General features: G+C 75.6%; 2 protein-coding genes. Both read right to left on the minus strand.

Going from position 1 to position 13436, the window contains the following annotated elements; all coding sequences use genetic code 11:
• Window positions 1–73: 73 nt before the first annotated feature.
• Entirely contained in the window at window positions 74–5665 is a 5592-nt protein-coding gene (locus AC27L3_RS08590) for an amino acid adenylation domain-containing protein (protein WP_487233389.1), read from the minus strand.
• Window positions 5662–13386: an amino acid adenylation domain-containing protein gene (locus tag AC27L3_RS08595; RefSeq protein WP_487233390.1), complete on the minus strand. Its 7725-nt coding sequence runs from the start codon at window positions 13384–13386 to the stop codon at window positions 5662–5664. The genes AC27L3_RS08590 and AC27L3_RS08595 overlap by 4 nt, the downstream gene beginning before the upstream one ends.
• Window positions 13387–13436: the final 50 nt, after the last annotated feature.

Consider the following 13436-nt stretch of genomic DNA (forward strand, 5'->3'; position numbering starts at 1 on the left):
CGGGGCGGTTCCCCGAATGAGAGGAACCGCCCCGGCGAAAAGGCGCCTCGGACCGGCGTCTTGGACCGGCGCCTCAGACCAGCGCCGCGGCCGGCGCCCGGTCCAGGCGCTGCGCCAGCAGGCGGCCGATCTCGGCCAGCGGGGCCGACTCGGTCATCCGCTCGTGCGTGGTGGCGACCTCCTCCAGCTCCACCACGCCGGAGACGTACGGCTCCCACGCGGCCGGGTCCGCCCACTCGCGGCGGTTCTCGGTGGCGACGACCAGCAGCATGTCGCCGTCGTACGGGGCCGGTTCGGCCGGCGTCACCAGGCGCACGTTGTTCACCAGCACGTCCAGCACCGCCGCGCGCTGCGCCTCGTCCAGGTGCCGCGACTCGCTGGAGCCGCGGCCCATGTAGCCGACGACGGCGCGGCGCATCTCGGCGAGGTCGCCGGGCACCACGTCGGACTCGCCGTGGATGCGCGCGTACGCCTGGAACATGTCGGTGAGGATGCGCTCGGTCTCCAGCGGCTCCTTGCGGTCGGCCTCCACCGGGTAGGAGTCGAGCAGGGCCAGCAGGCCCACCTCCTCGCCCTGGCGGCGCAGTTCGGCGGCCACCGCCTGGGCCAGGGCGCCGCCCAGCGACCAGCCCACCAGGTGGTAGGGGCCTGCCGGCTGCACGGAGCGCATCTGCGCCACGTAGTCGGCGACCATCTCGGCGAGCGTCGCCGCCGGCGGCTCGGTGCCGTCGACGCCGCGCGACTGCAGGCCGTACAGCGGCTGGTCGGCGTCCAGGGCGCGCAGCAGGCCCGCGTAGCACCAGCTCAGCCCGCCCACCGGGTGGACGGCGAACAGCGGCGGCCGGGTGCCGGTGGTGCGCAGCGGCAGCAGGACGTCGAAGCCGCCGGCCGCGTCGCCGCCGTCGATGCGCTCCAGCAGCGCCGCCGGGGTGGGCGCGGCGAAGATCGTACGGACGGAGACCTCCGCGCCGAGCACCGCGCCGATGAGGCCGGCCAGCTTGGACGCCAGCAGCGAATGCCCGCCGAACTCGAAGAAGTTGTCGTCGATGCCCATGCCCGGGGCGCCCAGCACCTCGGCGAACAGGCCGCACAGCACCTCCTCGCGGCCCGAGCGCGGGGCGCGGCCCGCGGGGGCGGCCGGCGGCTCGGGCAGCGCCCGGTGGTCGGCCTTGCCGTTGGGGGTCAGCGGGATCTGCGCCACCGGCACGAAGGCCGAGGGCACCATGTACTCCGGCAGCCGGCCCAGCAGCCGCGAGCGCAGGGCCGCGACGTCCGCGGCGCCGGCGCCGGGGGCCGGGACGACGTAGGCGACCAGGCGCCGCACGCCGGGCCGGTCCTCGCGGACCATGGCCACCGCGCGGGCGACCGCCGGCTGTTCGGCGACGGCCGACTCGACCTCGCCGAGCTCGATGCGGAAGCCGCGCAGCTTGACCTGGTCGTCGGCGCGGCCGACGAACTCCAGCTGCCCGTCGCGGCGCCTGCGCACCAGGTCGCCGGTGCGGTACATGCGGGTGCCGGCCGGACCGTAGGGGTCGGCGACGAAGCGGGCGGCGGTGACGGCGGGGCGGCGCAGATAGCCGCGGGCCAGCCCGTCGCCCGCCAGGTACAGCTCGCCGACGACGCCGGCGGCCACCGGCCGCAGGGCCGCGTCCAGCACGTACGCGCGGGCGTTCGCCACCGGCCGGCCGATGGGCTGCACGGGCCCGGCCTGCGGGTCGCACACCGCGGAGGTGACCTCGACGGTGGCCTCGGTCGGGCCGTAGCCGTTGACCAGGCGGCGCCCGGGGGCCCAGCGGGCCACCAGCTCGGGGGCGCAGACCTCGCCGCCGACGATCAGGGTGCGCAGGTCGGGCAGGTCCACGGCGGGCAGGCCGGCCAGGACCGAGGGCGGCATGTGGGCGTGGGTGATGCGCTGCTCGGCCAGGAAGCGGGCCAGCTCCTCGCCGATCGGCGTGCCGTCCGGCACCACGAGGGTGCCGCCGGTCAGCAGGGCCATGCACAGCTCGGAGACCGACACGTCGAAGCTCGGCGAGACGAACTGGATCACCCGGCTGCCCGGTCCGGCCCCGTGCCGGGTGCGGTGGTGGTGGGCGAGCCCGGCCAGGCCGCGGTGGGTGACGACGACGCCCTTGGGGGTGCCGGTCGAGCCGGAGGTGGAGATGACGTACGCGGGGTGGTCGACTCCCACGGCCACGGCCGGGGCGGTGGCCGGCCGTGCGGCGACCTCGGCGGCGAACCGCGGGTCGTCCAGCAGGACGACGGGCGCGTCCGCGGGGAGGGCGGCGGTCACCGAGGAGCCGGTGAGCACGCACACCGGGTCGGCGTCGGCCAGCATCAGGGCCAGGCGCTCGGCCGGGTAGGCGGGGTCCAGCGGCACCCAGGCGGCGCCGGTCTTCACCACCGCCAGCAGGGCGGTGACCAGGTCGGCGGACTTCGGCAGCGCGAGGGCCACGAACCGCTCGGGGCCGGCGCCCAGTTCGATCAGGCGGTGGGCCAGGCGGTTGGCGCGCGCGTCGAGCTCGCGGTACGTCAGCGAGGTGCCGTCGTGCGCGGTCAGCGCCTGTGCGTCGGGGGTGCGTGCGACCTGGGCGGCGAACAGCGCGGGCAGCGGGGCCTTGTCGAGGTCGAGGACGGGGCCGTGCCAGCCCTGCAGCAGCTGCTCGCGCTCGGCGCCGGCCAGCACCTCCAGGCGGCTGAGCGGGGCCTTCGGGTCGGCCGCCGCGGCGGCCAGCAGCCGGGCGAGGCGGTCGGCGAGCTCCTGGGCGCTCTCGCGGTCGAACAGGGCCGTGGCGTATTCGACGATGCCACGCAGCCCGGCCGGCTCGCCGTCGGCGCCGTGGCTCTCGGCGACGCTGAAGGACAGGTCGAACTTGGCGACGCCCGCGCCCGTGGCCTCGAAGCCGACCGTCAGGCCCGGGAGTTCGAGGGCGGGGCCGGTGTTGTTCTGGAAGGCCAGCATCACCTGGAACAGCGGGTGCGCGGCCGCCGAGCGCACCGGGTTGACGGCCTCGACCAGGCGCTCGAAGGGGATGTCCTGGTGGGCGTAGGCGGCCAGGTCGGTCTCGCGCACGCGCTCCAGCAGCTCGCCGAAGCCCGGGTCGCCCGCGGTGTCGGTGCGCAGCACCAGGGTGTTGACGAAGAAGCCCACCAGGTCGTCGAGGGCCTCGTCGCCGCGGCCGGCCACGGCCGTGCCGATGGGGATGTCGGTGCCCGCCCCCATGCGGGTGAGCAGGGCGGCCAGGCCCGCCTGCACCACCATGAACAGGCTGCAGCGGTGGGCGCGGGCCAGGGATACCAGGGCCCGGTGGGTGGCGGCGTCGACCGACAGGTGCACGTAGTCGCCGCGGTGGTCGGCGACCGCCGGGCGCGGCCGGTCGGTGGGCAGGGCCAGCAGCTCGGGCGCGCCGGCCAGCGCCTGGGTCCAGTGGGCCAGCTGGCGGCCGAGCACGCTGTCGGCGTCGCCGTCGTCGCCCAGCAGCGCGTGCTGCCAGAGCGTGTAGTCGGCGTACTGCACCGGCAGCGGCTCCCAGGCCGGGGCGGAGCCCGCGGTGCGGGCGGTGTAGGCCGCGCCGAGGTCGCGCACCAGCGGGGCGGCCGACCAGCCGTCGCCCGCGATGTGGTGCAGCAGCAGGAGCAGCACGTGCTCCTCCTCGCCCACCCGGAACAGGGTGGCGCGCAGCGGCGTCTCCAGCGCCAGGTCGAAGGGCCGGCGCGCGGCCTCGGCCAGGGCGGCCGGCAGGCCGGCCGCGTCGGTGGGGACGACGGCCAGCTCGGCCCGGTGCTCGCCGGCGTCGAGGATGCGCTGGTACGGCACGCCCTCGTGCTCGCCGAAGAGGGTGCGCAGGCTCTCGTGGCGGGCCACGACGTCGCCCAGCGCGGCGCGCAGGGCCTCCTCGTCGAGGCGGCCGGTCAGGCGCAGCGGCATGGGGATGTTGTAGGTGGCGCTCGGGCCCTCCAGGCGGTCGAGGAACCACAGGCGCCGCTGGGCGAAGGAGACCGGGATGCGCTCGGGGCGCACGGCCGGGCGGATCGGCTCGCGGGCGGCGACGCCCTGGTCCAGGCGCCGGGCCAGCAGGGCGGCGGTGGGGGCCTCGAAGAGGGCGCGCACCGGCAGTTCGACGGCGAACGTCGCGCGGACCCGGCCCAGCAGCTTGATCGCCGACAGGGAGTGGCCGCCGAGCTCGAAGAAGTCCTCGTGCGGGGCGACGGCCGGCTTGCCGAGCACCTCGGCGAACAGGCCGCACAGGATCTCCTCCTGCGGGCTGCGCTCGCGCTCCCGGCGCGGCCGGACGGCAACCGGCGCGGACTCCTCGGCGGCGGCCGCCACGGGCAGCAGGGCGCGCTGGGCGGCGGTGAGCGGCTCGACGTCGCCGAGGAGCAGCTCCGGCTGCTCGACGGCCGTGCGCAGCAGGTGTTCGGCACGGGCGAGCAGGACGTCGGCCGCGGCCTCGTCGAAGAGGTCGGGGCGGTACTCCAGGCGGACGTGCAGGCGCCGGCCGGCCATGCCGGCGATCAGGCGCAGCGGGTAGTGGGCGGCGTCCTTGCCGGAGACGCGGGCGACGCGCAGGCCGGCGACCTCCTGGCTGCCGGAGCCGTCGGAGGGGTAGTTCTCGACGGTGAGCGCGGTGTCGAACAGGTCGCCGTGCCCGGCCAGGCGCTGCACCTCGCCCAGGCGCAGCTGCTGGTGGTCGAGCAGGTCGGCCTGCTCCTCCTGCAGCCGGGTGAGGTTGGCGGCCAGCGAGGCGCCGCGGTCCAGGCGCACCCGCACGGGGACGGTGTTGATGAACAGCCCGACCATCGTCTCGATGCCGGGGATCTCCGGCGGGCGGCCGGAGACCACCGAGCCGAAGACGACGTCGTCGCGGCCGGTCAGCTCGGCCAGCACCAGCGCCCACACGCCCTGCAGGAGGGTGTTGACGGTCAGGTTGCGGGTGCGGGCCATGGCCTCCAGGGAGGCGGTGAGCTCCTCGGGCAGGTCGGTGGAGCGGTAGGCGGGCAGGATGCCGGGCCGGTCGGGGTCGGCCGGTACGACGAGGGTGGGGCCCTGCAGACCGCTCAGGGCGCGGCGCCAGGCGTCCTTGGCCGCCCCGGCGTCCTGGCGGGCCAGCCACGCGAGGTAGGCGCGGTAGGGGGTGACCGGCGGCAGCGTCGCGTCCGAGCCGTTCTCCTTGTACAGCGTGAGCAGCTCGCGCAGCAGCACGGGCGCGGACCAGCCGTCGATGAGGATGTGGTGGTTGCTCATCACCAGGCGGTGCAGCCCTGAGCCCAGGCGGACGAGGGTGAAGCGCAGCGCCGGCGGGACGGCGAGGTCGAAGCGGCGGACGCGGTCGGCCTCCAGCAGCGCGGTCAGCTCCGCCTCCCGTACGGCCTCCGGCAGGGCGGAGAGGTCCACGTCCTGCCAGGGCAGCGGCACCTCGCGGTGGACGACCTGGATGGCCTGGCCGTTCTTGCGCTGGCGGAAGCCGGCGCGCAGGTTGGCGTGGCGGCGCAGCAGGGCGCGCGCCGAGGTCTTCAGCCGCTCGACGTCGAGGGGGCCCTCCAGGTCGAGGAAGAGCTGGGTGTTGTAGACGTCCGTCCCGCCCGCCTCGCCGGCGAGCGCGTGGAAGAGGAGGCCCTCCTGCAGGGGAGACAGCGGCAGGACATCCTCAAGACCCGAAGTCTTCATGCGATTTCCCTCAATTCAGCTTCAAGATCGTCGATTTCGTCCTGGCTCAGCTCGACCAGCGAGAGGTCGGACGGGGTGTAGCCGCCCACGTCGGTGGTGGCGGTGCTGTCGGCCAGGGCCCGCAGCGCGCGGAACCAGCCCTCGGCCAGCTCGCGGACCTCGGACTCGGTCAGCAGCGCCGCCGGCCAGGTCCACACGGCGCTCAGCTCGGGGCCGCCGGGCCGGTCCTCGGTGATCGCGTTGATCTCCAGGGGGTGCCCGACGGGCATGGCGCCGTCGCGGGGCGCGGGCCCCTTCACGCCGGGCACCACGGCCCAGTCGGCGGTGGGGGCGCCGCCGCCGGAGGCGGGGAAGCGGCCCAGGTAGTTGAAGCCGATCTGCGGCGCGGTCCGCCCGGCCAGCTGGGGCGCGGTGTCGGGGTTCAGGTGCCGGAGCATGCCGTGGCCGATGCCGTTGTCGGGCAGTTCGCGCAGCTGCTCCTTGATCCGCTTCAGGGCGCGGCCCAGCTCGGGGCCGGCCGTGCGCACGTCGGCGTCGGTGACCGGTCCGGGGTCCAGGCGCACGGGGAAGAGCGAGGTGAACCACCCGACGGTGCGGGAGAGTTCGGCGCCCTCCAGGATCTCCTCGCGCCCGTGGCCCTCCAGGTCCAGCAGCACGGCGCCGGTGCCGTGGCCGCGCCGCGTGCGGTACTCGCGCACCGCCAGGGCGAGGCCGGTCAGCAGGACGTCGTTCACGCCCGCGTGGAAGGCGGCCGGGACGGACGTCAGCAGGGGCTCGGTCACCTCGGCGGGCAGCCGCAGGGAGAGGGAGACGGTGGTCGCCGCCACGTCCCGCGCGGGATCGGGGGCGACGGTGCCCAGCTGCGGGTCGGGGGTGTCCAGCACCCGCTGCCACACGGGCAGTTCGGCCGTGCGCGCCGGGTCGGCCGCGGCCTCGGTCAGCCGCTGCGACCAGCGGCGGAAGGAGGTCGGTACGGGGTCCAGGGCGGGGGTGGCGCCGTCGGCCGCGCCCTCCCAGGCGGCGGCGAGGTCCGGGAGCAGGATGCGCCAGGAGACGCCGTCGACCACCAGGTGATGGGCGACGATCAGCAGCATGCCGGGCCGCTCGGATCCGGCGTCGAACCACACCAGCCGCAGCACCGCGCCGTCCGCGGGGGCGAGCCGCTGCCGGGCGGCCTCGCCGTGGACGGCCACGGCCTCGGCGAGCGCCTCGCCGCTCAGACCGCCGACGTCCACGCGCTGCAGGCAGCTCGCGGCGGTGACCGTGCCGGCGGGGGCGATCTCGGGGGTCCAGCCGTCGGTGCCGGTCAGGCGCAGGCGCAGCGCGTCGTGCCGGTCCAGCAGGGCCTGGACGGCCCGCAGCAGCCGGTCCTCGTCGGCGCCCGCCGGCACCTGGACCACCATCGACTGGTTGAAGCCCTCCCAGGCGCCGCCGAGTTCGCGCAGCCAGTGCATGATCGGCGTCGGCGGCAGGGTGCCCACGCCCGCGTCCGGTGCCTCCTGGGCCGTGGCGGCGCCGCTGTCCGCGGCGATCAGCGCGAGGGCGGCCGGGGACTGGTGCTTGAAGACGTCCCGGGCGGTGAGGACGAGCCCGGCCTTGCGGGCGCGGCTCACCAGCTGGATGGACAGGATGCTGTCGCCACCGAGCTCGAAGAAGTTGTCGTCGGCGCCGATGCCGTCCAGGCCGAGCACCTCGGCGAACAGGCCGCACAGGAGCTCTTCGCGCGGGGTGCGCGGGGCGCGTCCGGCGGGGCGTTCGCCCTGGCCGGGGGCGGGCAGGGCCTTGTGGTCGAGCTTGCCGTTGGGGGTGAGCGGCAGGGTGTCGAGGGCGACGAAGGCCGAGGGGACCATGTATTCGGGGAGTTCGGCGGCGGCGTGCTCGCGCAGGCCGTCGGTGTCGCCGACGACGTAGGCGACCAGGCGCCGGTCGCCCGGCCGGTCCTCGCGCACGATCACGGCAGCCCGGGCCACGCCGTCGTGGGCGACGAGGACGGCCTCGATCTCGCCGAGCTCGATGCGGAAGCCGCGGACCTTGACCTGGTTGTCGGCGCGGCCGACGAAGTGCAGCTGCCCGTCCTCGTCCCAGCGCGCCAGGTCGCCGGTGCGGTACATGCGCGAGCCGGCGGGCCCGTAGGGGTCGGCGACGAAGCGCCCGGCGGTCAGGTCCGGGCGGCCGTGGTAGCCGCGGGCCAGGCCCGCACCGGCGACGTACAGCTCGCCGGGCACCCCGGCGGGCACGGGACGCAGCGCGGCGTCGAGCACGTACACCTGCGCGTTGGCGATGGGCCGGCCGATCGGCGGGGTGACGGCGCCGGAGACCGGGCCGCTCATCGTGGCGCAGACCGTCGTCTCGGTCGGCCCGTAGGCGTTGATCATGCGGCGGTCGGCGGACCAGCGCGCCACCTGGTCCGGCGCGCACGCCTCGCCCGCGACCACCAGCGTCATGCCGTCGGGCAGCGCGCCGTCGGGCAGGACGGCGAGTGCCGCCGGCGGGAGCGTGGCGTGCGTGATGCGGTGGTGGGCGAGCGTGCGGACGAGGTCCTCGCCCGGCAGCAGCTCGTCGCGGGAGGCGAGCACGAGCGTGGCGCCCGCCAGCAGGGCCATGCACATCTCGGACGTGGCCGCGTCGAAGCTCGGCGAGGCGAACTGCAGCACGCGGCTGTCCGGCGTCACGCCGAAGACCTCGATCTGGCCCGCGGCGAGGCTGGAGATGCCGGTGTGGGTGACGACGACACCCTTGGGGCGGCCCGTCGAGCCGGACGTGTAGATGACGTACGCCGGGTTCGCCGGCACCGCCGTGCGCTGCGGCGCGTGGACCGGGTAGGCGGTGAGGTCGGTGCCGTCGAGGTCGACGACGGGCACGGCCTGCGGCAGGCGGTCGCGGGTGGCGGCATCGGTGACGACGCACAGGGGTGCGGCGTCGTCGAGCATGTAGGCGATGCGCTCGGCCGGGTACTCGGGGTCGACCGGCAGATAGGCGCCGCCCGCCTTCACCACGGCGAGCTGGGCCACCACCAGAGCGGCGGACTTCGGCAGTGCGACGGCGACGATCCGCTCCGGGCCCACGCCGAGTCCGGCGAGGTGGTGGGCGAGCCGGTTGGCGCGCGCGTCCAGCTCGGCGTACGTCAGCGTCGTCTCGCCGTGGACGACGGCGACGGCCTGCGGGGTACGGGCGACCTGCGCCTCGAACAGCTCGGGCAGGGTGCCCCGGGCGACGTCGCGGGCGGAGTCGTTCCACTCGACCAGCAGCCGCTCGCGCTCCTGCGGCGCGAGGATCTCCAGCTGCCCGACCGGGGCGTCCGGCGCGGCCACCGCGGCCTGCAGCAGGCGCACGAGCCGGTCGGCGATGGTGCGGGCGGTGCCGGCCGTGAAGAGGTCGGTGGCGAAGACGACGCTGCCGTCGATGCCGGCGGGCGTCCCGTCGGCGGCGTGGCGGTCGCGGAGGCTGAAGGAGAGGTCGAACTTCGCCGCACCGGCGTCCAGCCCCTGCACCCGCGTGGTCAGACCGGGCAGGTCGACGGCGGCCTCGGCCTGGCTCTGCAGGGTCAGCATGACCTGGAAGAGCGGGTGGTGGGCGAGGGAGCGCACGGGGTTGGCGATCTCGACCAGGCGCTCGAAGGGCAGGTCCTGGTGGGCGTAGGCCGCCAGGTCGGTCTCCCGTACGCGCTCGACGAGTTCGGCGAAGGTGGGGTCGCCGGAGACGTCCGTGCGCAGGACGAGCGTGTTGACGAAGAAGCCGACCAGACCGTCCAGCGCCTCGTCCGTGCGGCCCGCGACGGCGGTGCCGAGCGGGATGTCGGTGCCCGCGCCGAGGCGGGTGAGCAGGGCGGCGAGCGCCGCCTGGACGACCATGAAGGTCGTCGCCCCCGTCCGGCGCGCCAGCGCGGTCAGCGCCTGGTGGGTCTCCTGCCCGATCGAGAAGGCGACCTGGTCGCCCCGGTAGGAGGCGACGGCGGGGCGGGCGTGGTCGGTGGGCAGGTCGAGCAGCTCGGGCAGCCCGGCGAGGCGCTCCGTCCAGTACGCGGCCTGGCGGGCGGCGGTGCTGGCGGCGTCGGTCTCGTCGCCGAGGACGTCGTGCTGCCACAGCGCGTAGTCCGCGTACTGCACCGGCAGCGGCTGCCACTGCGGTGCCGCGCCCGCCAGGCGGGCGGTGTACGCGGTGGTGAGGTCGGCCAGCAGCGGGCCGGCGGACCAGCCGTCGGCGGCGATGTGGTGCATCAGCAGGAGCAGCACGCTGTGCTGCTCGTCCACCCGGAACAGCGTGGCGCGCAGCGGGGTTTCGGTGCCCAGCGCGAAGGCGTGGCCGGCCGCATCCCGCAGGGCGGCGTCGAGACCGGTGGTGTCGACGTCGGTGACGGTCAGGCCGGCGAAGCCGGTCTCCGCGGGCAGGATCTGCTGCCGGGGCACGCCGTCGGTCTCGGGGAAGACCGTGCGCAGGCTCTCGTGGCGGGCCACCACGTCGCCGATCGCCGCCTGAAGGGCGTCGGTGTCGACCGTGCCGGTCAGGTGCAGGGCGAGCGGCACGTTGTAGGTGGCGCTGGGGCCCTCGACGTGGTCGAGCACCCACAGCCGGCGCTGGGCGAAGGACAGCGGCAGCACGGCGGGGCGCTCGCGGTCGGCGCCGGGCCGGTTGCGGGCGGAGCCGGCGTCGTCCAGGCGGGGGGCGAGGGCGGCCACGGTGGGGGCCTCGAAGAGGTCACGGATGGCCAGTTCGGCACCGAGCGTGGTGCGGATGCGGCTGATGAGGCGGGTGGCCATCAGGGAGTGGCCGCCCAGCTGGAAGAAGCTGTCGTCGATGCCGACGCCCTCCAGCCCCAGCACCTCGGCGAACAGGCCGCACAGGATCTCCTCGCGCGGCGTGCGCGGGGCGCGTCCCGCGGGCCGCTCGGCGGGGTCCGGGGCGGGCAGGGCCTTGTGGTCGAGTTTGCCGTTGGGGGTGAGCGGCAGGGTGTCGAGGGCGACGAAGGCCGACGGCACCATGTACTCGGGGAGTTCGGCGGTGGCGTGCTCGCGCAGGCCCTCGGTGTCGCCCACGACGTAGGCGACCAGGCGCCGGTCGCCCGGCCGGTCCTCGCGGACCACGACCGCGGCCTGGACCACGCGCTCGTGGGCGGCCAGCACCGACTCGACCTCGCCGAGCTCGATGCGGAAGCCGCGCAGCTTGACCTGGTTGTCGGCGCGGCCGACGAAGTGCAGCTGTCCGTCGCGGTCCCAGCGGGCGAGGTCGCCGGTGCGGTACATCCGGGAGCCCGCCGGGCCGTAGGGGTCGGCGACGAAGCGCCCGGCGGTCAGGTCGGGGCGGCCGTGGTAGCCGCGGGCCAGGCCGGCACCGGCGACGTACAGCTCGCCGGCGACGCCGACGGGCACCGGGCGCAGCGCCGCGTCGAGCACGTACACCTGCGCGTTGGCGATGGGCCGGCCGATGGGGGGCACGGCGCTGCCGGAGACGGGGCCGCTCATGGTGGCGCAGACGGTGGTCTCGGTCGGCCCGTAGGCGTTGATCATGCGGCGGTCGGCGGACCAGCGCGCCACCTGGTCCGGCGCGCACGCCTCGCCCGCGACCACCAGCGTCATGCCCTCGGGCAGGGCGCCGTCCGGCAGGACGGCGAGTGCCGCCGGCGGGAGCGTGGCGTGGGTGACGGCGTGCCGGTGCAGGGTCGCGGCCAGCGCGTCGCCCGGCAGCAACTCCTCGCGCGGGGCCAGCACGAGCGTGGCGCCCGAGAGCAGGGCCATGCACACTTCCCACGTCGCGGCGTCGAAGCTCGGCGAGGCGAACTGCAGCACGCGGCTGCCGGTGCCGACGCCGAAGGCCGCCGTCTGCTCGGCGACGAGGCTGGAGATGCCGGTGTGGGTGACGACGACGCCCTTGGGGCGGCCCGTGGAGCCGGACGTGTAGATGACGTACGCCGCGTTCGCCGGCGTCAGGCGCGGCTGCGGGGCGTGGGACGGCTGCCCGGCGAGCTCCGCCTCGTCCGGCACCAGCGCGTGCGCCGAGGCCGGGAGGCGGTCGCGGGTGGCGGCGTCGGTGACGACGCACAGCGGTTCCGCGTCGTCGAGCATGTAGGCGATGCGCTCGGCCGGGTACTCCGGGTCGACCGGGAGGTAGGCGGCACCCGCCTTGACCACGGCCAGGAGCGTGACGAGCCACTCCACCGAGCGCGGCAGGGCGACGGCGACGATCCGCTCGGGGCCGGCGCCGAGTCCGGCGAGGTGGTGGGCGAGCCGGTTGGCGCGCGCGTCCAGCTCGGCGTACGTGAGCTCGGTCGTGCCGTACACGGCCGCGACGGCGTCGGGGGTCTCGGCGACGCGGGCCGCGAACAGCTCGGGCAGCGTGCCCTCGGCGACGTCGCGGGCGGAGTCGTTCCACTCCACGAGCAGCTGCTCGCGCTGGGCGGCCGAGAGGACGTCGAGCCCGCTCACCGGCCGCGCCGGGTCGGCGGCGGCGCTCGCCAGCAGCCGGGACAGGCACGCCGCCAGGTGGCGGGCCGTCTCCTGGTCGTACAGCTCGGTGGCGTAGGTCAGGCCGCCGGTCAGGCCGGCCGGCGCGCCGGTGGCGTCGTGGTGCTCGTGCAGGGTGAACGACAGGTCGAACTTCGCCGTCCTGGCGTTGAGGTCCTCCACCTCGGTGGCCAGGCCCGGCAGCTGCACCGTGCCGGAGGCGTTGTTCTGCAGGACGAGCATGACCTGGAACAGCGGGTGGTGCGCAAGGGTGCGCACCGGGTTGGCCGCCTCGACGACCCGCTCGAAGGGGATGTCCTGGTGGGCGTACGCCGCCAGGTCGGTCTCCCGTACGCGCTCGACGAGTTCGGCGAAGGTGGGGTCGCCGGAGGTGTCGGTGCGCAGGACGAGGGTGTTGACGAAGAAGCCCACGAGCTCGTCGAGCGCCTCGTCCGTGCGGCCCGCGACGGCGGTGCCGAGCGGGATGTCGGTACCGGCGCCGAGGCGGGTGAGCAGGGCGGCGAGACCGGCCTGGGCGACCATGAACAGGCTGCACCGGTGGGCGCGGGCCAGCTCCGCCAGGCGGGCGTGCGTGGTGGCGTCCACCGTCAGCGGGACGGTGTCGCCCGCGTGCCCGGCGACGGCCTGGCGCGGCCGGTCGGCCGGCAGGTCCAGCAGCTCGGGCGCGCCCGCCAGCTGCTCGGCCCAGTAGGCGGCCTGGCGGGAGGCGACGCTGTCGGGGTCGTCCTCCTCGCCGAGCACCTCGCGCTGCCACAGTGCGTAGTCCGCGTACTGGATCTCCAGCGGCTCCCAGCCGGGGGCGGCGCCCTGCAGGCGGGCGGTGTAGGCCGCCTGCAGGTCGCGCAGCAGGTTGCCGACCGACCAGCCGTCGGCGGCGATGTGGTGCATCAGCACGAGGAGCACGCTGTGCGTCGCGTCGGTGCGCAGGAGCGTGGCGCGCAGGGGCGGTTCGGTCTCCAGCGCGAAGGCGTGGCCGACCGCCTCCTGCAGGGCGGCCTCGACGTCGGTGGTGTCGGTGACGGTCAGGCCGGTGAAGCCGGTCTCCGCGGGCAGGATGTGCTGCCGCGGCACGCCGTCGGTCTCCGGGAAGACCGTGCGCAGGCTCTCGTGGCGGGCGACCACGTCACCGAGAGCCGCTTCCAGGGCGTCGGTGTCGACGGTGCCCGTCAGGCGCAGGGCGAGGGGGACGTTGTAGGTGGCGCTCGGACCTTCGAGGCGGTTCAGGAACCACAGCCGGTGCTGCGCGTAAGAGAGCGGAATCATGACATCTCCTCAACAGACCTCTTCATCGGCCGCAGCTTCGGCCGGAGTGT

The organism is Streptomyces sp. PKA51 (assembly GCF_057552455.1).